The organism is Microbacterium sp. CCH5-D1 (assembly GCF_001557335.1).
Classification (GTDB): Bacteria; Actinomycetota; Actinomycetes; order Actinomycetales; family Microbacteriaceae; genus Microbacterium; species Microbacterium oxydans.
Genome location: NZ_LSJW01000167.1, coordinates 1 through 25055 on the forward strand (window position 1 = coordinate 1; position 25055 = coordinate 25055).

Annotated in this window: 21 protein-coding genes; 15 read left to right on the top strand and 6 right to left on the bottom strand. The window is 64.6% G+C overall.

Annotation, left to right across the window (positions count from 1 at the left end):
• A partial coding sequence (locus tag AX744_RS10090) for an MFS transporter (protein WP_197429210.1) occupies positions 1-1181 on the bottom strand: 1181 nt, incomplete at its 3' end.
• Between the two features lie 390 nt (positions 1182-1571).
• Here AX744_RS10090 and nrdH point away from each other — a divergent pair.
• The 6 genes from nrdH (at position 1572) to AX744_RS21845 (ending at position 8597) form a co-directional block, all read left to right on the top strand.
• Positions 1572-1805 (top strand): glutaredoxin-like protein NrdH, encoded by a 234-nt coding sequence (gene nrdH, locus AX744_RS10095; RefSeq protein ID WP_045263439.1) that lies wholly within the window; start codon positions 1572-1574, stop codon positions 1803-1805.
• A 6-nt stretch (positions 1806-1811) separates the two neighbouring features.
• Positions 1812-2246 (top strand): class Ib ribonucleoside-diphosphate reductase assembly flavoprotein NrdI, encoded by a 435-nt coding sequence (gene nrdI, locus AX744_RS10100; protein ID WP_045263440.1) that lies wholly within the window; start codon positions 1812-1814, stop codon positions 2244-2246.
• Positions 2243-4387, top strand: a complete 2145-nt coding sequence (gene nrdE, locus AX744_RS10105; protein ID WP_046749771.1) for a class 1b ribonucleoside-diphosphate reductase subunit alpha — start codon at positions 2243-2245, stop codon at positions 4385-4387. The genes nrdI and nrdE overlap by 4 nt, the downstream gene beginning before the upstream one ends.
• A gap of 50 nt (positions 4388-4437) precedes the next feature.
• A complete protein-coding gene (gene nrdF, locus AX744_RS10110; RefSeq protein WP_045263442.1) occupies positions 4438-5415 on the top strand; it encodes a class 1b ribonucleoside-diphosphate reductase subunit beta in 978 nt (325 codons plus the stop codon).
• A 268-nt stretch (positions 5416-5683) separates the two neighbouring features.
• Complete coding sequence (locus AX744_RS20670; protein ID WP_061016666.1) at positions 5684-6688, top strand: SMODS domain-containing nucleotidyltransferase; 1005 nt, start codon at positions 5684-5686, stop codon at positions 6686-6688.
• 901 nt (positions 6689-7589) lie between these two features.
• Positions 7590-8597, top strand: a complete 1008-nt coding sequence (locus AX744_RS21845; RefSeq protein WP_442922830.1) for a ThiF family adenylyltransferase — start codon at positions 7590-7592, stop codon at positions 8595-8597.
• A 63-nt stretch (positions 8598-8660) separates the two neighbouring features.
• On the opposite strand, the gene AX744_RS10135 is transcribed toward AX744_RS21845, so the two are convergent.
• From AX744_RS10135 to AX744_RS10145, 3 genes are all read right to left on the bottom strand, one after another.
• Entirely contained in the window at positions 8661-9872 is a 1212-nt protein-coding gene (locus AX744_RS10135) for an SAVED domain-containing protein (RefSeq protein WP_157543574.1), read from the bottom strand.
• Between the two features lie 538 nt (positions 9873-10410).
• Positions 10411-12315 (bottom strand): ATP-binding protein, encoded by a 1905-nt coding sequence (locus AX744_RS10140; protein ID WP_061016676.1) that lies wholly within the window; start codon positions 12313-12315, stop codon positions 10411-10413.
• Positions 12308-13552, bottom strand: a complete 1245-nt coding sequence (locus tag AX744_RS10145) for an SIR2 family protein (RefSeq protein WP_061016678.1) — start codon at positions 13550-13552, stop codon at positions 12308-12310. Before AX744_RS10145 ends, AX744_RS10140 begins: the two co-directional genes overlap by 8 nt.
• 413 nt (positions 13553-13965) lie before the next feature.
• On the opposite strand from AX744_RS10145, the gene AX744_RS10150 reads away from it, so the two are divergent.
• Both AX744_RS10150 and AX744_RS10155 read left to right on the top strand, forming a co-directional pair.
• A complete protein-coding gene (locus tag AX744_RS10150; RefSeq protein ID WP_061016680.1) occupies positions 13966-14151 on the top strand; it encodes a hypothetical protein in 186 nt (61 codons plus the stop codon).
• Positions 14152-14156: 5 nt separating this feature from the next.
• Positions 14157-14867, top strand: coding sequence for a hypothetical protein (locus tag AX744_RS10155; protein WP_061016682.1), 711 nt, complete (start codon positions 14157-14159; stop codon positions 14865-14867).
• Between the two features lie 33 nt (positions 14868-14900).
• Here the strand turns inward: AX744_RS10155 and AX744_RS10160 are convergent, their stop codons facing one another.
• Positions 14901-15377, bottom strand: a complete 477-nt coding sequence (locus AX744_RS10160) for a hypothetical protein (RefSeq protein ID WP_061016684.1) — start codon at positions 15375-15377, stop codon at positions 14901-14903.
• A gap of 50 nt (positions 15378-15427) precedes the next feature.
• Here AX744_RS10160 and AX744_RS10165 point away from each other — a divergent pair, with 50 nt between their 5' ends.
• Positions 15428-15925: a hypothetical protein gene (locus AX744_RS10165; RefSeq protein WP_061016686.1), complete on the top strand. Its 498-nt coding sequence runs from the start codon at positions 15428-15430 to the stop codon at positions 15923-15925.
• Between the two features lie 372 nt (positions 15926-16297).
• Here the strand turns inward: AX744_RS10165 and AX744_RS10170 are convergent, their stop codons facing one another.
• Positions 16298-17308 carry a LysR family transcriptional regulator gene (locus AX744_RS10170; protein WP_061016688.1) on the bottom strand — a complete coding sequence of 337 codons (1011 nt, stop codon included), beginning with the start codon at positions 17306-17308 and terminating at the stop codon, positions 16298-16300.
• An 84-nt stretch (positions 17309-17392) separates the two neighbouring features.
• On the opposite strand from AX744_RS10170, the gene AX744_RS10175 reads away from it, so the two are divergent.
• The 6 genes from AX744_RS10175 to AX744_RS10200 all read left to right on the top strand — a co-directional run.
• Positions 17393-19138, top strand: coding sequence for a thiamine pyrophosphate-dependent enzyme (locus AX744_RS10175; protein WP_231728784.1), 1746 nt, complete (start codon positions 17393-17395; stop codon positions 19136-19138).
• Positions 19135-20559 carry an aminobutyraldehyde dehydrogenase gene (locus AX744_RS10180; RefSeq protein ID WP_061016690.1) on the top strand — a complete coding sequence of 475 codons (1425 nt, stop codon included), beginning with the start codon at positions 19135-19137 and terminating at the stop codon, positions 20557-20559. The genes AX744_RS10175 and AX744_RS10180 overlap by 4 nt, the downstream gene beginning before the upstream one ends.
• 29 nt (positions 20560-20588) lie before the next feature.
• Positions 20589-21890 (top strand): ArgE/DapE family deacylase, encoded by a 1302-nt coding sequence (locus AX744_RS10185; RefSeq protein WP_061016699.1) that lies wholly within the window; start codon positions 20589-20591, stop codon positions 21888-21890.
• Positions 21891-21941: 51 nt separating this feature from the next.
• Positions 21942-23144, top strand: a complete 1203-nt coding sequence (locus AX744_RS10190; protein WP_157543575.1) for an alpha-hydroxy acid oxidase — start codon at positions 21942-21944, stop codon at positions 23142-23144.
• Positions 23137-23481, top strand: coding sequence for a RidA family protein (locus AX744_RS10195; RefSeq protein WP_061016694.1), 345 nt, complete (start codon positions 23137-23139; stop codon positions 23479-23481). The genes AX744_RS10190 and AX744_RS10195 overlap by 8 nt, the downstream gene beginning before the upstream one ends.
• Before the next feature lies 1 nt (position 23482).
• A partial coding sequence (locus AX744_RS10200; RefSeq protein WP_061016696.1) for an amidohydrolase occupies positions 23483-25055 on the top strand: 1573 nt, incomplete at its 3' end.

Sequence of the window (25055 nt, forward strand, 5' to 3'; positions counted from 1 at the left end):
GTGTCGGGGTGGGGGCTCGCGTCGCGGTGACGCAGGTCCGGGAAGGAACGGACGAAGACGACGGCCACGATCAGTCCGACCGCGGCGAAGATGGTGGCGGCGAGGTAGGCGCCGCGCCAGTCGCCCACATCCACGAGGAAGCCGGCGACAGCGGAACCGGCGGCGGCGCCGATGAGCTGTCCGGTGCCGGCCCAGCCGAAGGCCTCAGCGGTCTCGCTGAACTTCACGCTGGCCGAGGTGATCGCGAAGAGCACCGCCAGGGCGGGCGCGATGCCGATGCCGGCGAGGATGAGGGTGCCGCCCAGCCAGAACACGTTGAGCATGACCATCGTCAGCCCGAGGCCGATCGTGACGATCAGCAGACGGCGGGCCATGGCCCAGGGCCCGATGGGGATGTGGCCGAAGGCGAGACCACCGGCGAGGCTTCCGGCCGAGAACACGGCGAGGACGAGTCCGGCGGCGAGGCTTCCGTGCTCGAAGGTCGCCACGACGCCGACCTCGACGGCGGCGCAGGCTCCGATCAGGAGGAACCCGATCACGGTCGCCAGCATCACGGGCGGCTTGAGCACGACTTTTCCGAGGGCGTTGCGGCTGCGCGGGATGCGCACCCGCCCGACCTCGGGGGAGAGGATGAACCACGCGCCGCCGCCGACGAGGATGATCGCGACCAGCAGCAGACCCTCGGCGGTGCCGATCTGGGTCGAGACGAGTGTGATCACGACGGGCGCGAGCACCCAGATGATCTCCTGCAGCGACGCGTCGAGGGAGAACAGCGGGGTGAGGTTCGAGGAGTTCACGAGCTTGGGGTAGATCGTGCGCACGGCGGCCTGTACCGGTGGGGTGGAGAGGCCGGCGATCATCCCGAGCGCCATGTACCCCGGCACCTCGAGCGGAAGCAGAGCCAGACACAGTACGGCCACCACACACACCGACAGGGTGAGAGTGAGCACTCGACGCATGCCCCAGGCGCCCATCCAACGGCTGGTGATGGGGCCGGCGATCGCCTGGCCGACGCTGGTCGCGGCGAGGACGAGACCAGCGGACCCGTAGGAGCCGGTCTGCTGCTCGACGTGCAGCAGGATCGCCAGCGACATCATCCCGTTGGGGAAGCGCGCGGTCAGTTGAGCAGCGATCATGCGCGCCACTCCCGGCGTGCGAAGAAGATCCCGATATCCCGCCACCAGACAACGGTACCGGCCCGCGGGGCCGGTCGCGGATGGGGCGATCCGCGACACGCCCGCGACACGCCGAAGGGTGAATTCCACAGGAATCCGAATGTCGGTGGGGCGTCGTAACGTGCCCCCTGTGGATGGATCGCTCACAGGGGCTTCCCAGCCGCGATTTCACGCGGTTCGCCTGCCTTCGGAAGGGGGCTCGGCCTGTGGAAGAAACGGTGGAGAACCTGTGTTGTATCTGTTGAGAACGGTGGATAACTACACGGATGTAACTACTACCCCTTGTGGTCGCCCCCAATGTCGGTCCCCATATGTAGTATTGAAGTCCCGGCAGGGGGTCTACCGGGAAACAGCCTGATGAGAAGCAGGCCAGAGATTTGAGGGGTTACGAAAAAGATGTCGATCACGGTCTACACCAAGCCTTCCTGCGTTCAGTGCAACGCCACCTACCGTGCCCTGGATGCCAAGGGAATCGAGTACGAGGTCCTCGACCTGTCGGAAGACCCGACGGCGCTCGAGCAGGTCAAGGCGCTCGGCTACATGCAGGCACCCGTCGTCGTCACCGACGAGGGCCACTGGTCGGGCTTCCGCCCCGACAAGATCGACGAGCTCGCGTCCCGTCTGGCGTGACGCACCATGAGCGCCGTCGCGACCGCAGCGCCGCTCCTGGTCTACTTCTCGAGCGTCTCGGGTAACACCGCGCGTTTCATCGAGAAGCTCGGGTTCCCGTCCCGACGCATCCCCCTCCACCGGAACGAAGAAGACCTCGTCATCGACGAGCCCTTCGTGCTGGTCACCCCCACCTACGGCGGGGGAGCGGGGCGCGGCGTCGAGAAGGGCGCCGTTCCGAAACAGGTGATCCGGTTTCTCAACGACGAGCGCAACCGACGCCACATCCGCGGAGTGATCTCCGCGGGGAACACCAACTTCGGCGATGCCTTCTGCCTCGCCGGTGACATCATCAGCCGCAAGTGCCACGTGCCTCACTTGTATCGGCTCGAGATCTTCGGCACACAAGACGATGTGGATCGCGTGAGCGACGGATTGGAACGACGGTGGCAGCTTCAGTGACCGAGACAGTGGCATTCAAGGCGAACCCCTCCTACGAGGGTCTCGACTATCACGCCCTCAACGCGATGCTCAACCTGTACGACGCGAACGGGAAGATCCAGTTCGACGCCGACAAGCGCGCCGCGCGGGAGTACTTCCTGCAGCACGTGAACCAGAACACGGTGTTCTTCCACTCGCTCAAGGAGCGCCTGGACTACCTCGTGGAGAAGGAGTACTACGAGGGCGCCGTCATCGAGAAGTACTCGATGGAGTTCATCCAGAAGCTCAACGACCTCGCCTACGGCAAGAAGTTCCGCTTCGAGACGTTCCTCGGCGCGTTCAAGTACTACACGAGCTACACGCTGAAGACGTTCGACGGCAAGCGCTACCTCGAGCGCTTCGAGGACCGCGTCGTCATGACCGCCCTCGGTCTCGCCGACGGCGACGAGAAGCTCGCCGTGGCCCTCGTTGAGGAGATCATCTCCGGTCGTTTCCAGCCGGCGACCCCCACCTTCCTCAACGCCGGCAAGGCGCAGCGCGGCGAGCTCGTCAGCTGCTTCCTCCTGCGCATCGAAGACAACATGGAGTCGATCGCCCGCGGCATCAACTCCGCGCTGCAGCTCTCCAAGCGCGGTGGCGGCGTCGCACTCCTGCTGTCGAACATCCGCGAGTCGGGTGCGCCGATCAAGCAGATCGAGAACCAGTCCTCGGGCATCATCCCGGTCATGAAGCTCCTCGAAGACAGCTTCAGCTACGCCAACCAGCTCGGTGCGCGTCAGGGCGCCGGCGCGGTGTACCTCAACGCGCACCACCCCGACATCATGCGCTTCCTCGACACCAAGCGTGAGAACGCCGACGAGAAGATCCGCATCAAGACGCTGTCGCTGGGCGTCGTCGTGCCCGACATCACGTTCGAGCTCGCCAAGAACGACGAGGACATGTACCTGTTCTCGCCGTACGACGTCGAGAAGGTCTACGGCGTTCCGTTCGGCGACATCTCGGTCACCGAGAAGTACCGCGAGATGGTCGACGACCCGCGCATCAAGAAGACCAAGATCAACGCGCGCGAGTTCTTCCAGACCGTCGCCGAGATCCAGTTCGAGTCCGGCTACCCGTACGTCATGTTCGAAGACACGGTGAACAAGGCCAACCCGATCAAGGGTCGGATCAACATGTCCAACCTCTGCAGCGAGATCCTGCAGGTGAACACGCCGACCACGTACAACGACGACCTGTCGTACGACAACATCGGCAAGGACATCTCCTGCAACCTCGGTTCGATGAACATCGCGCTGTCGATGGACGCCGACGACCTCGGCCAGACCGTCGAGACCGCGATCCGGGCACTGACCGCGGTCAGCGACCAGAGCCACATCGGCTCGGTTCGTTCGATCGAGGACGGCAACGACCGCTCGCACGCCATCGGCCTGGGCCAGATGAACCTGCACGGCTACCTCGCTCGCGAGCACGTGTACTACGGCTCCGAAGAGGGCATCGACTTCACGAACATCTACTTCTACACGGTGCTGTTCCACGCGCTGCGCGCGTCGAACAAGCTCGCCATCGAGCGCGGCACGACGTTCGACGGGTTCGAGGACTCGACCTACGCGTCGGGGGAGTTCTTCGACAAGTACATCGACCGCGCCTGGGTTCCCGAGACCGAGAAGGTCAAGGAGCTGTTCGCCGGCAAGCACATCCCGACACAGGACGACTGGGCCGAGCTGAAGGCGTCGATCCAGAAGCACGGCATCTACAACCAGAACCTGCAGGCGGTGCCGCCGACCGGCTCGATCTCGTACATCAACAACTCGACGTCGTCGATCCACCCGATCGCGTCGAAGATCGAGATCCGCAAGGAAGGCAAGCTCGGCCGCGTCTACTACCCGGCGGCGTTCATGACGAACGACAACCTGGAGTACTACCAGGACGCGTACGAGATCGGCTACGAGAAGGTCATCGACACGTACGCCGCGGCCACGCAGCACGTCGACCAGGGCCTGTCGCTGACGCTGTTCTTCAAGGACACCGCCACCACGCGTGACATCAACAAGGCGCAGATCTACGCATGGCGCAAGGGCATCAAGACGATCTACTACATCCGCCTGCGTCAGCTGGCGCTCGAGGGCACCGACATGGCCGAGTGCGTCTCGTGCATGCTCTGACCTGTTGCTGACCTGAGAACGCGGCCGAACCCCGAGGAACGACGAAGAAAATGACTCCCGAAAGACTCAAGCTGGTCTCCAGCGTGCAGGCGATCAACTGGAACCGTATCCAGGACGACAAGGACCTCGAGGTCTGGAACCGTCTGGTGAACAACTTCTGGCTGCCGGAGAAGGTGCCGCTGTCGAACGACGTGCAGTCGTGGAACACGCTCACCCCCGACGAGCAGCTGCTCACCATGCGGGTGTTCACGGGGCTCACGCTCCTCGACACGATCCAGGGCACGGTCGGTGCGGTGTCGCTGATCCCCGACGCGATCACTCCTCACGAAGAGGCCGTGTACACGAACATCGCGTTCATGGAGTCGGTGCACGCGAAGAGCTACTCCTCGATCTTCTCGACGCTCGCGTCGACGAAGGAGATCGATGAGGCGTTCCGCTGGTCCACGGAGAACCCGAACCTTCAGAAGAAGGCTCAGATCATCATGGACTACTACCAGGGCGATGACCCGCTCAAGCGCAAGGTGGCCTCCACCCTGCTGGAGTCGTTCCTGTTCTACTCGGGGTTCTACCTGCCGATCTACTGGTCGTCGAAGGCGAAGCTGACGAACACGGCCGATCTGATCCGCCTCATCATCCGTGACGAGGCCGTGCACGGGTACTACATCGGCTACAAGTTCCAGAAGGGCCTCGAGAACGAGACCCAGGCGCGTCGCGATGAGCTCAAGGACTACACGTTCTCGCTCATGTACGAGCTCTACGACAACGAGGTGCAGTACACGCAGGACCTCTACGACGGTGTCGGTCTGACCGAAGACGTCAAGAAGTTCCTGCACTACAACGCCAACAAGGCCCTGATGAACTTGGGCTACGAGGCGATGTTCCCCTCCAGCGTCACGAACGTGAACCCGGCCATCCTGTCGGCGCTCTCGCCGAACGCCGACGAGAACCACGACTTCTTCTCGGGGTCGGGCTCGTCCTACGTCATCGGCAAGGCCGAGGCCACGGAAGACGACGACTGGGACTTCTGAGAAGTTGTGCGGCGTCACGCATTGTGGCGCCGCACACCATTCAAGTGACGGGGGACGCCGCTAGTTGGCCTTTGGGCGTTTCTACTTGGCCAACAGTCGATCGAGTTGGACAGAGTTGGACAAAGACCAAAGACCGCGTTCGGGGAGCTGCGGGGTAGCACCAGAGGTACCGTGCATCTCCTCGATCGTGAATGTCGGTAGTCGAACATACGATGACTCGCAGAGATTAACTCCCGTCTGGGGCGGGACTCACTGAGAGGGGACTCAGATGGAGCACGTTTCGCACTTCAACACCTTCCTGATCGATGTCGTCAACTTGCCGGACTATAAGTTGGCGCATCTTAACGAGCGAACTGGAAGACTTTTCGACGCGCTCAGGCGTGGCGATCTCGGGGTCCGGGTCAAGTTGATGAAGAAGCAGGGATCGTGGGCGCAACGAACCATCATCCAGCCGCCCGAAGATGCTGAGTTCGACGCAGACTTCATGCTTGAACTCGAGGAGCGCGACGGGTGGACACCACTCGACTATCACACTGCGGTCTTTGACACGCTAAGCGCATACTGTGATGCACAGGGCATGAGCGTTCCCGCGGAGTCGAAGAACCGGTGTGTTCGAGTCACGTACGCGAACTCCATGCATGTGGACGTCGTGCCGTACGTCGACCGAGAGGTCGAGGGGGAGCACATCGTCAACGCGGAAACCGACCGGTGGGAGGGCACCGATCCGGATGGCTTCACCGCTTGGATGAAGCAGCGCGACGAGACCAGCAACAGCAACATGAGGCGCGTATTGCGTTTGCTGAAGTATCTCCGTGATCATCGCGGGTTCATGGGGGAAACGCGCTCGATCATCCTCACCACAGTCGTGGGAAACGTCATCAAGGCAGACACCGCGCGTGCATTCCCAGGATGCTATGACAGCGTTCCCAAGACGCTCCACCGCGTGTTGTTGGATCTCGCCGCATGGGTTCGCGACCTTCCTGAGCGACCCGAAGTAGAAGACCCTTCATCGGCCGACTCTTACTTCACACACCGATGGCCGCAGTCAGAGTACGACGTGTTTCGAACCGACGTGCAAGATCTTGCAAGCCTGGTAGATGAGGCGATCTCGTGTGTCGGCTCGTCCGCTGAGTCACTCGGTCTCTGGCGAGAGATCTTCGGTCCTCAGTTCGGTCCACGATCACAAACCGCTACGCCTGTCTTTTCTCCACCCACGACCGAGCCCGGCAAGACTCCGGAGACTTCGACGGGTAGGTCTGGGCGCGCCGGATAGTCGCCTCATGACCAAGCGCAAAGCCCAACCGACTTCGTGGCAAAAGCGTTGCCTCCACGAACTGCGAGCAGCGTACAACTCGCATCCCGACCTGATCTCAAGCGTCGGCACCGAATGGTTGGATCGAGAAGACTCGGTCCTTTACGTTCCGTTCACTATCCAAACGTCAACGTTCCCTCGGCGAAACGGTGGGCTTCCACTCCGGATCAGGGAAGAACTCCAACTGGCGATCGAGCCAGACGGCGAGCGACCGCCGCATGTCTTCGTCGACCACTTTCGGTTCCTCGGACATCCGCACGTGCTATCGGGGTTCTACCTCTGTCTATACCTCGATCCGAGCCGAGAATGGGACTCGAACTACGGTCTGACATCGCATCCGAACGGAGTTCTTAACCGGCTCTGGCGCTGGCTGGAGCGCGGAAGTAGCAATCAGTTCGACGCAGAGGATGCGCTCTATCACGCGGTCGGGGGCCTGCCTCAGATCGGACGTCGCCCATCGCCGCTCTCTCCAATCGTTATTCGTTCCCTCGCGCCGCACGATGGACGCGTTGCGGCCAACTGGCTTGCCCCGCGTTCGGACTGGTGCCTCGAGCTTTACCCGAAGCCACTTCCCGCCGGGTCCCGGCCACCGACACATGTGCCTGTCTTCTACACGGACCGCGATCTCCCATTCGGTGCTGGACATACGGGGCTACGCGATCTACTCGAGCGACTCGACTTCGATGCGAGCCGAATCGCCGCTAAGGCACACCTTGGCGTCAGCGGAGCACTAGCCTTCGGGCCTCGCGCTCGATCAGTGAGCTGCCTGAAGCAGCGGTTGTCACCTCACGGAATCGTCGCGCGGCTTCGATACGATGCTGCTCAGTCGTCCACATTCTTGGTGGCTCTCTGCGCCAGCGCGATGCGTAAGGCAGCAGGGGAGAGCCAGCAGTTCCTCCTTGCCGTACCGCATCCGTCTGGAGGGCCGGAACACCTGCTGGCGGGTCATGTCGATGGAGGTGGTGCCGATGCCTTGCGGGAGATCAGTCGCACTGCCCGAACGCAGGGTCGGGAGGTCGTGCCCAATGATGTGCCCGACGGCGTCGAGGTTCTCTGGACGCACGTCTCGGACGAACGCCCCGCACTCAATACGCGACGAGACCACGCTAGACCGACCGCGAGATTCGTTGATTCGACAGTGGTGATCCTCGGTCTAGGGGGTCTCGGATCCTGGATCGCGGAGTTTGTAGTCCGAGCTGGCGCCACGAAGGTCATCCTCTGCGACCCCGGAATGGTCTCGGGCGGACTGCTGGTACGTCAAGCGTACGATGACGGTGACATCGGCGGTCGAAAGTCCGATCGCCTCGCCGCGCGCCTTCTTCGCATAGCGCCGCAAGCCGACGTCGAAATCTGGCCGGCCCTCCGGGAAGAAGCGCTTCGCGATGCCCTAGGCGTAGCGGACCTTGTTATCGACGCAACGGTGAGCAAGACAGTCGCTCGGCTAGTCAGTGACGTCTTCGTCGCGACGGACCGCAGAAAAGCTGTGGTCGCGCAAGTGGCAGTGGACGCTCGAAGTGGCAGCCTCGGAATGATCTTGGTGCATGGTCGCGCGCCTCAGCATGATGTCCTTGAGTCGGATCGGATGGCTGGCATCGCTGTGCTTGAGGATCCGGTGCTTGAGCCTTATGGAGTGTTCTGGCTGGATCCCGAGGCGCAGGACGAGTTCGTTCCCACCCGAGGTTGCTCGATTCCGACTTTCCACGGTTCGGCCGCTGATATGGCCGGAGTCGCATCGACAATGACGACACTTATCGCCTCTCACATCGGAGACGACGCGAGTGGCACTCATCTTTTCGCCCTGCCTCACACAGGAGTGAGCCCAGCGCACCATTACTCACCGACGGCCACTAAGCCACGCACACCCTGGTGAGGCGTCGATCCGATGACGCGAGATACGTGGGCCGTTGACCACTCGCCTGTCGTCTGCGGCGCTTTATCGCGGCACCTCGATGGTGAAGACGTACTCTTCTGCATGTCCGACGCGATCGTATACGCGCATTGGCGGGTGAACGGATGTGTTGATGGACCGTCCGATGGCCACTGCAATCGTCGCCGGGACCGCTGGCACGAGACTGACCGAGGCGACCGAAGACACGGTTTCGATTTCGGCGATCAAGGAACGCCAGCAGCGGGCAAATGCGTCGACCGTCGCAGGCGTATCCACCAGGTCGAAGTTTGGCGTCGCTCCGATGGGAGTGATCTCGTACACACGGGCGCCCTCAGTCGCCTCCCGTGGGATGCGGTCCATCTCGACCGACCCGGAGACAGAGAATACGACCGTCACCTGCGCCGGTTCGCTCCGCCCGGACGCCACCTCGTGCCACCGAAACTGCTGGTCTGTACCCGAAGCCGACCAGCCCCATTCCTCGGCGCCACCGCGGCGCTTGGGATAGACGGTCGTCGGTAGCGTGTCATCCAGTAGCACGCCGAGAGCAACGAGAATCGGGATTCGGGCGAGCGGAAAGACCGCCAGATCGACCACGGTGCCGTCAGCGACGAGCGACTTCAAGAGCCGCAGGCGCTCCTCGATGAATGCCACCGCGGTGCTCCAGTGGAGTGTGGATCCGTCGCTCTCTCCGGGGATCTTTCGCAGATCAATCTCGTACTCGTCGGCTCCCTGCAGCACATAGCTAGGGAAACGCCCGACCTCGACCAGTGCTTTGTTCACCGCGGAGGGAGCGAGTTGGACATGCCGTCCATGAATCGTGCCCACAAGGCGTAGAACAGTCGTGCTCTCGCTCTGAGCGAGGGAAGTCAACTGCTTGATCCGATACTCGTGTTGACGCTTGAGTGCTCGAAGTCGATCGGCGTCGTAGACGGTCCAGAGGCTCTTTGAGTCGATAACGTGGTGTTGGTCGTAGCAGAGCAGCATGAGATTGTCGGCCCCGTTGCGATTCGCGATCGGCAGCGGGTCAGCTCCGCGTGGAGAGCCGGCAGACGTGTCCCACCCGACGACGTGCGCGAGTTGTCCGATGGCAACCTGCTGCCCGGTTGTCTCGTCGTCGAGAAGCCATCGGTTGCAGAAAGTGCATCGCCCGCCCGCTGCAATCCATACTCGACGGGCTACGGATTCCGGGATGTGCCTCGTGGTGTTGTTCGGGCCGATGGCAACGTTCGGCGACTTGTTCTGCCCCGGCTCTGTCATCACAGCACCTCTCTGAACCTTTGATTCAAGAGCGTCCTTGCGTAGCGCGAGGGCTCTATCGAAGAGTAGCGGTGAAGGTTCTTTGCTAGGTGGGATCGGTTCAAGTCCCACCGTGGTTGCCGAGGCTCAAGTGCTGCGCTGCAGCGTGAGGTTCAGCGGCTCCAACGAGCGTTAATCCCGCCTCCTCACGATCTTCAGGGAGGGGTTATCAGGGGTTGTTAAGGGATGCTTCTACCGCCTGAAAGTCCTAGCCCTGACGCCTTTTCTCCTCTTCAGGCTGCCAAGAGCTGTAAAAGAATTTGCGGAGTAGATGCGGAGTGCGAGGCAGTCGAGGGCATGCGGTGGAGTTGCCCGTGCTTGGGTGATGGGCCGTCCACGAGTCCTGGCGACGAGTTCGGCGTGAAGGAGTCTCTGCCTCAGCAGTGAACCTGTTCCGCTCGACTTGCGCTAGAGCGCCCCACCAAGCCACTCGTGATCCTGGCGGATATCGATGACCCCGTTGACGCTCCACCCTATTCACTTTGACGTCTGGAGGAGCCTAATCGTCGCTCCACGCGTCAGTGACAGACATTGTCCGACTGTTCGGTGCGAATGCTTCAGGGACGCTGCCGACCTTGGCCATCACGGGAACCTGCGCTGACACGCCTGCTACTACGCACACGCCTGTCGGAAGTATTGGGAGCGACTCGAAGGAAACGCGATCGAGATACGCGACGGCCTTCTCAACGGCGCGAATGTCTAGCTCATTTACGAGGCGATGAAGAAAGTAGTTGTGCAGTTGGGAGATAATTGTTGGTGAGATATCGTGGGGGCGCTGGCTAGCAATGGTGAGGAAGACACCGAATTTGCGTCCTTCTTTGATGATCTCCTCGAACGTTTCGAGTCGATAGTCTCGCCACGCTTCGCTCTCGCGCGTCGACTCCGTTGAAAGGATGTTATGCGCTTCGTCAATGACGAGATTGAGGTACGTCGAATTGTCGAGGTCGGTTTCCTTCTTGCGGTCGTAGAGATGTTTGCAGAGGAGCATTGGGATGACCTTCCGCATCGCTAGGTTTACATCGCGAAGCGACACAACGGTAAGCGGGTGCGACTCAGTGATCGAATCTGTCGCAACGACGACACGCTTGACATCCCGAACCCTGGTCTCCATGCGCTTGATTAGTGGCGAAAGGTGCTCCCGGTTGGAGAATCCGCTAATGATATCGCTGTAGTACTGCAGCACGATCTTGAATCGCACCAGATCGATACCGGGCCGAATGGACGAAAAGTCGATGGGCAGCGCCGCTACCTTATCGCTAGTGAGAGACTCCCACGATCCGCTGTCGCTTGTAATGTATGACGGACCCCACGAGCCCCAGAAGAACTGACGCGTAGTGGCGTTGTAGTGCAACTGTGCCTGAAACTCATCGATGAGGTCAGTGAGCGCGGATGGGGCAGCCTGTCCCAGGCATGTGCGAACCTCGTTTAGGAGGTGTATGACTGTCTGACGGTCGACGGACGAGTCGCTGCTCTTGGTCGCCCGCAACACCATGTCTCCAATGACGCTGAGTAGATCGCGAGGCTCTGCGAGTCGACGATCCCAGTAGTCGCTCGTCAGTACACGCGTGAGGAACGGAGCCTGTGTCTTCTCTGTTGCGTCGAGGAGGACGATCCAAAAGGAAGGATCCTCGACCGCAGCCCGGGGAAGCGGCAGCTTCGGGCCGTCATCGACCCGCGTGGTAAGGGCATACTCCTGCTTAAGTTCTGGACCCGCGATCACGACCGTTGAGTGAATGTCGGTTCCGTTGCTGGCTCGGTTGATGTATTCGCCGTTGAAGTCGATGATGACGAAGCGCGAGCGAGCATTGAACCCGGGGCTGTCTCTGAAGCGTTCAAAGAGTTCGAAGTAAAGTTTCGCCAGCGTGTAGGACTTGCCGCTACCAGTGTTGCCAAAGATACCGACATGACTCGCAAAAATTGCATCGACGCCGAGGTTGACAGCCTGGGTCGGCTCCATAGCCAAGACTCCGAGCGGGAGCGAGGAGTCTTCCGGGCTGACGAGGGCGTGAACCGCTGCGAACTCCAACTCCGAGAGAATAAAGCACTCGTTGTCGAGCAATGGCATCTCTCGCACTCCACGATGAAAGCGCCCGGCTTCGAGATACCCGATCAAGCTGACCTCGAGTTCTCTCGAGATGTTGTCGTCACTGCGGCGATAGGTCATCCCGGCGCGCGGGTCCTCTTTGACCGATTCGCCATCAACTGATCCGATCAACTCGACGAAGCCCTTGGCGATCTTCACCATGCTTCCGGCAGCTACGTTTCGTACCACGCCGCCGCGGTATAGCAGGTGCGTCCCGTTCTTCACTTTGCTGACGGCAACCCGAACCTTTCTTCCGTGCACGGCGGTCACTCGGCCGATGCTGAAGACCCCGTCACGCTGGAGCATCGTGTCGTCACGCACTCGGGTCTTCTCCCCCGGCAAGTCGCAGTTCGATGATGTGGTCGGCGATCGGCTCGGCATCCATCAGGATCGGGCGAAGAAAATCTTCTACCACGACGTCGAGTGAGAGGCGGCGCTCATCCGCCGACCGTTCGGCAGCGGCCGGGCGGACCAGACACACGTTGCCGTTCTTCACGCGTTCCGGGGGAAACAACGACGCGATGTCGGCGTGCGACTTCGCGTCGTAACAGAAAACAACGACCTGCAGGGTTGGATTGACGCCGGCTGCGCGAAGCACAAGATCCAGAATGTGCTCGTCCCTGAACGAGAACCCGTGCACGAGGAGCGCGCTGTTCTCCTTCTCGAGCTCGTTCGAGAATCGGCGGAGAAGTTCGTAGTAAGTCTTGTTAAGAACGGTTGATGCGAACTTCGTCTTCTCAGGGTTGACGATCTGGAGGCGTGAATACGAGGCCGCAAACTTACGCAGCGCTGCGGTGCGTTTCAGGTGGGAAGCCTTGGCCCGGAGGGAGGCAGAGTCCACGTCTGTGGGACGACTGATCGGCACCAGGTCGTTGACAGAGTCGTCGAACGCGCGCTTCACCCGACCAACCGTCGTGAGCCCTTGGTCAAAATAGAGTTCCCCATCCCGCAGCAGCCATCCAACTGACCCGTGCAACTTCAACAGATTAAGTACCGGGATCTCTGAACGGTACTCATATCGAAGGCCCTCTCGGTATCGCAAAGTGCCGAAGGACCCGAGATCTAGCCTCGGTCGAAGCTTCCCTGCAAAGCCGTCGTTGTAGTCCACCTCGAGCATTTCCATCGCAACCTCGAACGCCATATCGATGTTCGTTGTGAAGAAGCTCGCCTGCTTGCTCAGGAGTGTGCTCCGACGCTTCAGAAGGATTCGATTCACCACCCCGACGAACTCGGCATAGGACCGGATCAACGCCTTCGCATTGTCGTCGTCGGGCTCCAGGAGTCGAGCGTTCGGCTCGATCACGGATCTGAAAAAGTAGCCTTGCACGGACGCGCGCGCGATCGTTGCAGCGGTATCGGTCCCGGCGACCTCAGTCAGAACCTTCTCGACGTTCCCGAGTGGGGCGAGGAACTGTGCTGACGATCCCGCGCCGATGAGGAAGCTGAGATGCGAGTCCTGGATGATCGTTCTGAGCCGCTCGACAGACATGCCCTCCGCCGGAGGGATGGTCACATCCGAAACGGCGCGAACGCGCAACCCCTTGTCGCTCAAGATCATTACCCCCACGGTGATCGGGTGCCTTCGACGAAGATATCGGGTCTCCGGAGGATCGACGCTAGCCGCGCGCAAGCTAGCTTTTCGTTGAAGAGACGAAGTCGGCGGCTTGGGCGTGACCGACTTGCCGGCTTAGGTGCCGGGCGATGTCGTTGGTGTCGGGGGTGATGGCGCAGAGTGGCGGCTCGTCTTCACACCCAAACGTAGCTACTTTCTTGAAAGCTCGATTCCGCGACGGTCGACTCGGCGAGGGGCGGTGACCGAAACGTGGCGGCTCTCGCGGCTTGCTCGCGGGAGCGTGGTTGTGGCTCCGCCGTGATCGTGTCCCGAGGCTGTGAAGGCCGGCTGCGTGCGGCTACCAGCCGATGTCGGTGGCTGGTGGTCTACTATCCCTTCAAGGGATGAAGGAGTAGATCATGGCACCCGTGATTGATGTCACACGAGAAGAACTTCTGGCCCGGCGCGAAGAGATCTTGAGCCGTATCGAGCTCGACGAGGCCTCCTTCGAGGAGGCGCGCGCGACCCGATCGCTGTCGAGTGAAGAGTGGGAAGCAAAGGAAGAGCTCGAGGAGATCGAATTCCTCCTTGGTGCTGACGTCTGATTCTCGTGTCGATCGACCTGCACGCGCGCGCAGCCGAGTTTGCGCAACAGGTGCAGGACACTATCTCGGGTGTCCTGCCGGGCGATTTTCAGATTGTTTCGATTTCGCACGGTGGACGCTATGTGGTTCGTCCCGTTGGTGACAACCCGTCAAAACAGCACATTCCGCTCTTCGTTGACGGCCACCGGCTGGCCACACTCGGAGTGCAGATCTACCTCGGGCTCGACAGTTCTGGTCAATTCCTGAAGGCGTGGCAATCGAAAGTCGCTGTGCACTCGACGCTGGACAGGACGCCGCTCGTCCGCCAAGAATTCGACGCCGGTATGTCTGAAAGTGCACCGCTCGCGCACTGGCACGTGCACGCTGACCGCGGCGCGCTGTCGCACCTGCTGGGGCGCGCTCATGCTGTTCGAGGCGATGTCGTCAAGAAGCCCCACGACATGTCATCGCTGCATTTCCCGGTGGGAGGTGAGCGATTCCGGCCGTGCATCGAAGACGTGCTTGAGTTCCTCGTTCGAGAGTTCGGCATCGATCGTCAAGACGGGTGGGAATCGGCCGTGCGGGAAGGTCGCGAGAGATGGCGTCGGATGCAGTTCCGGTCCACGGTTCGTGATCTCCCAGACGAGGCTGCAGACGTCCTCAGGAAGCTCGGGTGGTCAGTGTCTCCGCCTGAGGGAGCACGCACGGAGGGTCGTGGCGTCCTGCAGCGCTGGTGAAGGTCGTGGCGACGGACACAGGCTCGATAGTGGCTACTGCTGCAGCGACCGACGGATCTCATGCAGTACCGCGTTGACCGCGAGTTGCCCTTCGAGGGCGTCCTTCTTGTACTCCGGCATCTCCGGGTCTTCGTAGGCAGCTTCGAGCCGCTCATCGTCGCCAACTCGGCGTTCCCACTGATGTGGAAGCCGATCTGAGCCCAGGGCGCCGATCAGTGTGAGAGCCTCCGCCCCCATACGCCTCGTCTCGAGCGGGTCAGTAGATCCGCCTCGGTTGAGGTTCTCGAGCAGCTTGGTCAGTGCCTCCAACTCGAACATCAGGTGAGCCTGACGCAAGCCCTCCCGGCGATCCTGAGCGGCGAGCTCGGCCGCAGCCGCACGGTCACCCTCGGCAATCCTCTGCGCGTTCTTTCGATCCTTTGCGGAGACTACGAGAGCCACGATCGCGGCTCCCACAGCCGCGACAAGCACGAGAATCTGGATGATGTTACTGACGACGTCGGCTTCCATGCGCCCACCGTAGCGTTGACCGACGACAATGCAACTGGTTCACTGCGGTCATGGACACAAAGGACTTCCTGGATAGGACGCGCTTGATCCTCAACCGACTCGAGCCGTCGCAAGCAGCTGGATGGGAGTACCTCCTGACGGGGATTACATCGCTTCTCAGCGACGTTCTGCGTCGCGCTGTCCTGCTACTGGGGTCCGAGTCGCCCGCGCTCGTCGATGGAAAGATCGAAGACGAGGATGGGGATGAAGGTTGGCTCGTCATCATCACGGATACCCGACTAATCCGCGGGACATTTGAGATCACGGATCAACAGCCAAGACTCGTCGTCGAGGCTGTCTCACTCGATTCCGTGCGGGCGATTCGCGTCGAGTCCACGCTCAGCGGGCACCGCGACAACGCTCCGTGGCCGCTGGCGGCCCGTGTCATGCTGGTGCTCGACCGCGAGGTTGCCGGGACATCGGAGTTGATGGTCCCGAGCACTGGACTCGGCGACAAGCACCTCGCGGGTGAGGTAGCGGCTCTCGCTCAGCGACTGCCGATCGCCTGAGCGCGGGCGGCACCGCTTGTTCGGGGCCGCTACGCTCTCGATCCGACCGACGCGTAATCTGCAACCACCGGCGAGGTCGTGCGGGTTTCAGACGGCCGGGGCGATCATGCCCCGGCCACTTCTCGTTTCCCCGTGACAACAGCTTGGCAACACTGCGGGGGATTCGAACCGGGCGAATCCTGCGGCGCTGATCGACCATCGCAGTTCTCCTGCGGGTGAGCGTAGCGAACCACATCGTGCCGGGGTGACGATGGGTTCAAATCCCACCGTCACCGCCATGGAAACCCCCGAGAAATCGGGGGTTTTTCCGTATCTGGGGTGGGGCGTGGTGCATTTCTGGTGCATACCTCCGCCGAGGGGCGGCTGAGCCGTTCATCGACGCCCGCTCGTCGAGCGACCAGCGGAACCGGCGCGAGCGGATGTGTCCTGACCGCCTTCGTCCCGATCGTCCTCGGGGACGAACGACTCGACATCCCTCCCGGCCTCGACGTCGGCCCCCGTCATCGACGCCTGGAATGCCTGGATGCCGCTCGCCAGCTCGGTGATGGTGTCGACGGCGTAGTGTTCGGGATCCCAGGCGAGTTGCAGGGAGACGTGCAGGGTGTCGATCCGCGCTCCGTGCGAATCGGTGACGTCCAATCGGTGCGCGCCGAAGTCCGGACGCTCGGTGAGGATGCCCACGCCCTGTCCGGCGCTCGCCAGCGCCTGCACGGTCGCGCCGTCGTCGCAGACGTGGACGTCCGCGTAGGTGAGACCGGCGGTGCTCGTCGCGAGGTCGAGCACTGTGCGACTCACGGCGCTCCGACTCGAGGTGATCACGCGCTCGCGCACCAGGTCGGCGAGCGCGATCGTCGTCGCACCGGCTCGGGCGAGCGGATGATCGAGCGCGACGTAGGCGACTATGGGGATCGCGTGAAGGCGACGAGTCGCGTAGCGATCGTCGACGGGGACGGGGGAGACGATCATATCGGCGTCCGCGCGCAGCAACGCCGGCAACTCGAAGTGGTGCGCAGGACGGGTCAGGACGAGCGGTTGCGGTGGGCGGAGGGTGGCGACGAAGGGAGCCAGCAGGTCCTTCGTGGTCGTGGGGGTCGCGGCGATCGTGATCCGCGCCGTCGATCCGAAGCGCAGAGCCTCGGTGGCTGAGGCGAGTCGCTCTGCGCGGTGGCTGAGATCCTTCGCCATCGCTGCGAACGCCTGCCCGGCCGGGGTCAGCACGAGTCGTCCGCGATGCGGGGTGAAGAGCGTGAGATCGAGGTCGCGCTCCAGCGCGTGCACCTGGCGGCTCAGCGCCGGCTGCGCGATGTGGAGTGCCGCGGCGGCACGGCTCACGCTGCCGTTCTCCACCACGGCCAGGAAATAGTTCAGACGACGCAGATCCACGAGCAGAAATCATACCTTGTCGGCATAGGACGTAGCCCGAATATGTATTGGACGGCATGAAATGAGCGGTTCTACGCTCGCCCTGTGACTCAAGTGATTTCGACGACCGAGGACCGCGCGGCCCTGCGCACCGGTGCTGCGCGGACCGGGGGCCAGCTCATCGTGGAGCAGCTCGAGGCGGAGGGCGTCACGACGGCGTACTGCGTGCCGGGGGAGAGCTACCTGGAGGTGCTCGACGCCCTGTACGACTCCGCCATCCGCCTGGTGACCTGCCGTCACGAGGGCGGCGCCGGGTACATGGCCGTCGCCGATGCGCGACTGAGCGGCGATGTGGGAGTGTGCCTGGTGACCCGAGGTCCTGGTGCCGCCAATGCGATGGTCGCCGTGCACATGGCCGCCAAGGATGCCACGCCCCTGGTCCTCCTCGTCGGTCTGGTGCCGAGGGCCGACGTGCAGCGCGATGCCTTCCAGGAATTCGAGCTGTCCGGATGGTTCGCCTCCACGACCAAGGCCGTGCTCACCATCGACACCGCCGACCGTGTGCCCGAACTGCTGTCGAAGGCCTTCGGCGTCGCGCGCTCCGGTCGGCCGGGGCCGGTCGTCGTCGGACTCCCGGAGGACATGCTGCGCGACCCCGCGGTCGGCGTCGGCGCCGTCTCCGCCATCCGCCCCCTGACGCGTCCCGCTCCGCCCGCCGCCGTCGCCGAGCTGGCGGCGCTCGTCGAGGACGCGGAGCGACCGCTCGTGGTGCTGGGGCCGATGGGGTGGACACCGCGGACCAGCCTCGTGGTGCAGGCATGGGCAGAAGCGCGCGGGCTCCCGGTCGCCGTCGAGTACAACGCGCTCGACCTGATCGACAGCGACTCCCCGGCCTTCGTCGGCCCGCTCGGCTTCGGACGCTCCGAACTGCTCGCCGATGAGCTGCGCACCGCGGATCTCGTCATCGGGATCGGCTCGGCCCTCGGTGACGTGGTGACCGACAGCTGGGAGCTGCTTCCGCCCGACCATCCCGGCACGCGGATCGTGACCGTGCTCCCCGAGACCGACCCGCTCTCGAGCGTCCACGCCAACGTCCTGCGCATCTCGGGCACACCCGAAGACGTGATCGAGGTCGCGCACGCCCTCGGCGCCCCCGAGGTCGCGACCGCGCGCGCCCTCCGAGCCGCACGACTGCGCGCCGATCTCACACAGCGTCGGGAGGGTGCCCGGGTCGAGGCGGCACCTCTCGATCTGGACGCGGTCTTCCGGCGCCTGGACGACGTGCTCGACAATGACGCGATCATCACGTGGGGCGCCGGGAACCACGCCACCTGGGGCGCGCGCTTCCTCTCCTGGCACGGCTATCCCTCGCTGCTGGCTCCGCGCAACGGTTCGATGGGATTCGGAGTGCCCGCCGCCGTGGCCGCGGCCATCCGCCACCCCGGTCGGCAGGTCGTCAGCGTGGCCGGTGACGGATGCTTCCTGATGAACGGACAGGAGCTCGCCGTCGCCGCCGCGGCGGGCGCCGCCCCGTTGATCCTCGTGGTGAACAACTCGATGTACGGCACCATCCGCGCACACCAGGAGCAGCGGCATCCGCGCCGGCCGTCCGGAACCGACCTGGTGAATCCCGACTTCGCCGCCTTCGCCCGCGCGTTCGGTGGGCACGGGGAGGTCGTCGAGACGACGGAGGACTTCGAGCGCGCCCTGCAGCGCTCCCTGGCGGCGGGAGTGCCGGCGATCATCGAACTGCGCGTGACCGACGGGCGGTTGAGCCCCGACGCCACGATCGATTCCCTCCGCGGTGACGTCATCCGCGGACAGCGCGAACTCGCGGAGGCCCAGCGATGAGCGTCGTCATGAACCTGATCGACGGTCGTCTCGTGCCCGCCGCGTCGGGTGCGCTCTCGGACCTTATCGATCCCTCGACGGGCCAGGTGCACGCCCGTGCCGCGCTCTCGGCGGCGACGGACGTGGATGCGGCGCTCGACGCCGCGCAGCGCGCGTTCGAAGGGCCGTGGCGGAAGACGACGCCGGGGGAGCGGCAGCGGATGCTGCTGCGCCTCGCCGACCTCCTCGAGCGGGACGCCGATCGGCTGCGGGCGCTCGAACTCGCCGACACCGGCAAGACGCCGGACGCGGCGGCGGGCGAGATCGCCTCCGCGATCGACGAGTTGCGGTTCTTCGCGGGTGCCGCGCGCATGCTCGAGGGGCGGGCCAGCGCCGAGTACGTCTCGAACCACGTGTCGATGATCCGGCGTGAGCCGATCGGCGTGGTGGCGCAGATCACCCCCTGGAACTATCCGTTCATGATGGCCGTCTGGAAGATCGCTCCCGCGCTCGCCGCCCGCAACACCGTGGTGCTGAAGCCGGCGGAGACCACCCCGAGTTCCACCCTGGCGTTGGCCGTGCTGGCCGCCGAGGTGCTGCCGGCCGGCGTCCTCAACGTCGTCACGGGCGATCGCGAGACCGGTCGTGCGCTCGTCGAGAGTCCCGTGCCGCAGCTGGTCTCCCTCACCGGGTCGACCCGTGCCGGGACGGAGGTCGCTCGCAGCGCTTCGAGCACGCTGAAGCGCCTGCACCTGGAGCTGGGCGGGAACGCCCCCGTGCTGGTGTTCGCCGACGCCGATATCGACGCCGTCGCCGATCATCTGGTCGCCATGTCGTTCTACAACGCCGGCCAGGACTGCACGGCGGCCACCCGCGTGATCGTCGCGGGAGAGGTGCGCGAGAGCCTCGTCGCCGGGCTCCGGGAACGTGTGCGCGGCCTGCGGGTCGGCGGCCCGGGCAGCGGAGCCGACGTCGGTCCGCTGAACAGTCACGCCCAGCTGGACCGTGTCGCGGGGATCATCGAACGTCTCCCCGCTCACGCGCACGTCGAGATCGGGGGCCATCGCGTGGGCGAGACCGGCTACTTCTACGCCCCCACGGTGGTGACCGGACTGCATCAGGACGATGAGGCGGTGCAGACCGAGATCTTCGGACCCGTGATCACCGTGCAGGGCTTCTCGCATGAGAACGAGGCGTTGTCGTTCGCCAACGGCGTCGACTTCGGGCTGGCGTCGAGCATCTGGACGCGGGATCACGACACGGCGCTGCGGGTCTCCTCGCGTCTGGAGTTCGGCGTCGTCTGGATCAACACCCATTCGGTGATGACGGCGGAGATGCCGCACGGTGGGTACAAGCAGTCGGGATACGGCAAGGACCTCTCGGTGTACTCCTTCGAGGAGTACACCCGCATCAAGCACGTCATGAGCCGGGTGAGCGCATGATCAGGGAAGAAACGGACTCGAAGACGATGATGACGACGCCGACGGGCGCCGCACCGGCGCTGACACCCGACCAGCGCGAGCGCATCGAGGAAGCCGTGGACGCAGCCTTCGACGAGCAGATCGCGTTCACGCAGCGACTGATCGCCGAGCCGTCCCTGCGCGGCGCCGAGAGATCGGTGCAGGACGTCTACGAGGAGGCCCTGGCCGAGCGGGGCATGAGCGTCGACCGCTGGCGCATCGACCCGGCCGACATCAGCTCGCACCCCGGATACGGGCCCGTCGCGGTCTCGTACGACAACGCCGAGAACGTCGTCGGTACGATCGACTCAAGAACGGGCGGTCGGTCCCTCATCCTCAACGGGCATGTCGACGTCGTGCCCACGGGACCGATCTCGGGCTGGTCGCGCTCGCCGTGGGACGCCCCCGTGCGCGACGGCTGGCTCTACGGACGCGGTGCGGGAGACATGAAGGCGGGTCATGCCGCCAGCCTCTTCGCCCTCGACGCCGTGCGCGCCGCAGGCCTCGAGCCGGCCGGGCGGCTGCACATCCAGTCCGTGGTGGAGGAGGAGAGCACCGGCAACGGCTCGCTGTCCGCATTGCTCCGCGGGTACCGGGCGGATGCCGTGCTGATCCCCGAGCCGGAGGAGAACATGCTGGTGCGCGCCAACGTGGGTGTCATCTGGTGCACGGTGCGGATCGCCGGTCGCCCGACGCATCCGCGCGAGATGAGCACGGGCTTCAACGCCATCGACGCGGCCTACGCCGTGATCGCGCGGCTGCGGGGTCTTGAGGAGCGCTGGAACGAAGAGCGCGGGGACCGGCCGTACTTCTCCGACCTGGAGCATCCGATCAACGTCAACATCGGCGGGATCCGCGGCGGCGAATGGCCGTCGAGTGTGCCGGCCGAGTGTGAACTCGACGTGCGCGTGGCGCTCTACCCCGGCACCGCGCCCGACGCGATCTGGGAGGAGATCGAGGACTGCCTCCGCTCCTGCGCTGACCTCCCGCAGCTCGCCGGCTCGGTGCCGACAGGCTTGCGGAACGGGTTCTACGCTGAGGGGTACATCCTCGACCCGGGGTCGGACGCCGAGTCCGTGCTCGGCGACTCGCACCGGCGGGTCTTCGGGGAGGAGCTGCGGACGTTCACCACCCCGGGATATCTGGACGGACGCGTGTTCACGAACTACGGCGACATGCCATCGCTCGTGTACGGACCGCGTTCGGAGGCCATCCACGGATTCGATGAGCGGGTGCATCTCGACTCGGTCCGGAACGTCACCAAGACGATGGCGCTTTTCCTCGCCGAGTGGTGCGGGGTGGAGCGACGATGACGCGGCGGCCGACGATCGGCGTCGCCGACACAGAGAGGAACCGGATCAACGGTGCCCAGGTACATCAGTCCTGAAGACTTCCGGCGCGCGTCCCGGCGACGTCTGCCCCGCATGGTCTTCGACTATCTCGAGGGCGGCGCTCTCGACGAGGTCACGTTGCGCGCGAACGAGGCCGCGTTCCGCGGTGCTGCGCTCACCCAACGGGTCTACGCGGACGCCGGCCACATCGATCAGTCCACGACGGTGCTCGGGCGTCGCCTGGAGCTGCCGCTGCTGGTCTCGCCCATGGGCCTGCTCGGCCTGTTCCACCCGGACGCCGATCTCGGCATCGCACGCGCGGCGGCGGCAGCGGGCAGTATCTTCATCCACAGCGCCTGGTCGTCCCTTCCACTCGAGCAGGTGATGCAGGCGGCGCCGGAGAACACCTGGGCGCAGGTGCAGCTGTGGAACGACACCGACCTCACGCGCGACCACGTCGCGCGTGCCAGGGATGTCGGGAGCGAGGTACTCGTCATCGCGGGCGACGTCGCGTTCAGCAGCAAGCGGGAGCGCGACATGCGCCACGGGCTGGGACTCCCGCCGAAACCGCCGCTGCGCGACGTGATCGACACCGCGTTGCACCCGGCCTGGTTGCTCGGGCTGCTTCGCGGCCCCGCCATCACCTGGGGCAACTACACCGATCGTGGACGCCGACTGCGGCTTCGCGAACTGGACGACTTCATGCACCGGAACCAGCGGCCCTCCGCCTCCTGGGACGACATCGACCGGCTCCGCTCGGGTTGGCCGGGCAAGCTCGTGATCAAGGGCGTCATGGCCCGGGAAGACGCCGACCGCGCCATGGCGCTCGGCGTCGACGGCCTTCTGGTGTCCAATCACGGTGGACGGCAGTTCGACGGCCAGCTCGCGACGCTCGACGTCCTCCCCGACATCGTGGACGCCGTCGCCGGCCGCGGCGAGGTGTACGTGGACAGCGGCATCCGTCGGGGGGCCGATCTGCTCCGGGCCACGGCTCTGGGAGCGCGGGCGGGATCGATCGGTCGCCTCGCGGCGTATGCGCTCGCAGCGGGCGGACAGCACGCTGTCGAACTCCTCTTCGCGATGCTGCAGGCCGAGCACCGGACCGCCATGGGGTTCGTCGGCGCCCGTTCGATCGACGAGGCGGACCGGAGGATCCTCGCCGGTCGCGCCGCCCCGCCCACAACAGCCGAACAAGGCATCACCGCCGAACAAGGAGAGCAGGTCGCCCATGTCTGACACCGTCGCCCCACGGATCGCGTCGATTCGATCGATCGGGGACACCACCTATCTCTGCGGGCAGGTCGCCGTCGTCGACGGCGACTTCCTCGAGGAGGCGAGGGCCGTCTTCGATCGCACCGCCAGCACGCTCGCCGAAGCGGGACTGGGCCTGGAGGACGTCGTGAGCGTGCGCGCCTACCTGACGGACTTCGGCGACTTCGATGACTTCAACCGGGTCTGGAACGAGCGGTTCCTGGTCGATCCGCCGGTGCGCACCACGCTCGGCGCGGCGCTCGTGCATCCGTTCCGCATCGAGCTCGACGTGATCGCGGCGGCGGCAGCGAACCGGGACTGAGATGGCACCCGTCGCGTCGGTCGTGATGATCAACGGGAACGTCCACACCCTGGACGGACGAACCCGGCGTGCGAGCGCGCTCGCCCTCGCGGAGGGGAGGATCATCGCGGTCGGCGACGACGATGCCGTGCAGGCCGTCAGCGGCGTCGGAACGACCGTCATCGACCTCGGTGGCCGCACGGTCACCCCGGGGCTCATCGACGCCCATCTGCATCCCGTGCTGGGGGCGACCAAGGCGATCGGGATCGACCTGACCGGGGTGCGCGACCCGGCGCGCGCACTCGCCCTCCTCCGGGAGGAGGCCGATCGCCGCATCGCGACGGGATCGGGATGGGTCCGCGCGCACAGTCTCGACTATCGGCTGTTCGACCGCATGCCGATGACGGCGGAGGCGATCGAGGGCGCGGTGCGCGGACTCCCCGCCTTCCTGTTCCTCTTCGACGGGCACACCGCGTTGGCGAGCGCTGCGGCCTTGCGCGCGTCCGGCGTCTCCTCCGCCCGGACCTACCCCGACGCCTCCCGCATCGTCGTGGATGACGAGGGTACGCCGACCGGCCGGCTCGAGGGCGAATCCGCGATCGACGATGTCCTCGCGCATGCGCCCACGCTCTCGCCCGAGGCGGCCGCGGCCGAGGTGCGGACCGTCCTGGCCGGCCTCGGCGGATCGGGCATCACGGGTGCCTGCATCATGGACGGCACCATCGAGACGCTGGAGCTGCTCAGCCGCATCGACGAGGTCGGCGACGGGCTGCCCGTGCGGCTCGTCACGGCATTCGACCACACGCCGAACGACGGTATCGAGGGCCTCCCGCAGCGTCTGGCCCTGCGCGAGGCGCGGGGGCGCCGATGGCGCGGCGGACTGGTCAAGCTCTACGCCGACAGCGTCATCGACACGGGCACGGGCTGGCTGTACGAACCGGACACCGACGGCGACGGACTCCGTCCGTTCTGGGCCGACCAGCGGGCGTTCGCCGAGGTCGTCACCGCCTACGCCTCGGCCGGCTTCCAGATCGCCACGCACGCGATCGGCGACCGGGCCATTGGCTCCACGATCGACGCGTACATCGCCGCGGGGGAACGCGCCACGCCTGCCGTGCCCCACCGGATCGAGCACCTCGAGTGCATGGCCGACCGCGACCTCCCGCGCATGTCGGCCGCCGGCATCACGGCATCCGTGCAGCCGCTGCACATGCAGTGGATCGAGCCGGACGGAAGCGACGCCTGGTCGCGGCGCCTGGGCCCGGAGCGGGCCGCGCGGGGCTGGCGGACCCGGGACATGCTCGATGCGGGCCTCCGGGTCGCCCTCGGATCCGATTGGCCGGTCGCGCAGGTGGACGCACGGGTCGGCCTGGCATGGGCTCGTCTGCGCCGTGCGCCCGGTGCCGATCCGGACACGGCGATCCAGCCGGGACAGGCCCTCACACCACTCGAGGCACTCCAGGGCTACACGGTCGCCGCCGCAGCCGCGCAGGGCGACCGGGACCTCGGGCGACTGCGCCCCGGCTTCCGCGCCGACCTCGTGGTCTGGGAAGACGACCCGCTTCGTGTCGCCGCCGACGACCTGCCGGACCTCG

Excerpts from the sequence above, each read along its gene's own strand:
- AX744_RS20670 (WP_061016666.1), top strand. The coding sequence starts at position 5,684 with ATGGAGCACGTTTCGCACTTCAACACCTTCCTGATCGATGTCGTCAAC.
- AX744_RS10145 (WP_061016678.1), bottom strand. The coding sequence starts at position 13,552 with ATGATCTTGAGCGACAAGGGGTTGCGCGTTCGCGCCGTTTCGGATGTG.
- AX744_RS21845 (WP_442922830.1), top strand. The coding sequence starts at position 7,590 with ATGCGTAAGGCAGCAGGGGAGAGCCAGCAGTTCCTCCTTGCCGTACCG.
- AX744_RS10180 (WP_061016690.1), top strand. The coding sequence starts at position 19,135 with ATGAGCGTCGTCATGAACCTGATCGACGGTCGTCTCGTGCCCGCCGCG.
- nrdI (WP_045263440.1), top strand. The coding sequence starts at position 1,812 with ATGAGCGCCGTCGCGACCGCAGCGCCGCTCCTGGTCTACTTCTCGAGC.
- AX744_RS10165 (WP_061016686.1), top strand. The coding sequence starts at position 15,428 with ATGGACACAAAGGACTTCCTGGATAGGACGCGCTTGATCCTCAACCGA.
- nrdH (WP_045263439.1), top strand. The coding sequence starts at position 1,572 with ATGTCGATCACGGTCTACACCAAGCCTTCCTGCGTTCAGTGCAACGCC.
- AX744_RS10195 (WP_061016694.1), top strand. The coding sequence starts at position 23,137 with ATGTCTGACACCGTCGCCCCACGGATCGCGTCGATTCGATCGATCGGG.
- AX744_RS10185 (WP_061016699.1), top strand. The coding sequence starts at position 20,589 with ATGACGACGCCGACGGGCGCCGCACCGGCGCTGACACCCGACCAGCGC.
- nrdF (WP_045263442.1), top strand. The coding sequence starts at position 4,438 with ATGACTCCCGAAAGACTCAAGCTGGTCTCCAGCGTGCAGGCGATCAAC.
- AX744_RS10160 (WP_061016684.1), bottom strand. The coding sequence starts at position 15,377 with ATGGAAGCCGACGTCGTCAGTAACATCATCCAGATTCTCGTGCTTGTC.
- AX744_RS10150 (WP_061016680.1), top strand. The coding sequence starts at position 13,966 with ATGGCACCCGTGATTGATGTCACACGAGAAGAACTTCTGGCCCGGCGC.
- AX744_RS10135 (WP_157543574.1), bottom strand. The coding sequence starts at position 9,872 with ATGACAGAGCCGGGGCAGAACAAGTCGCCGAACGTTGCCATCGGCCCG.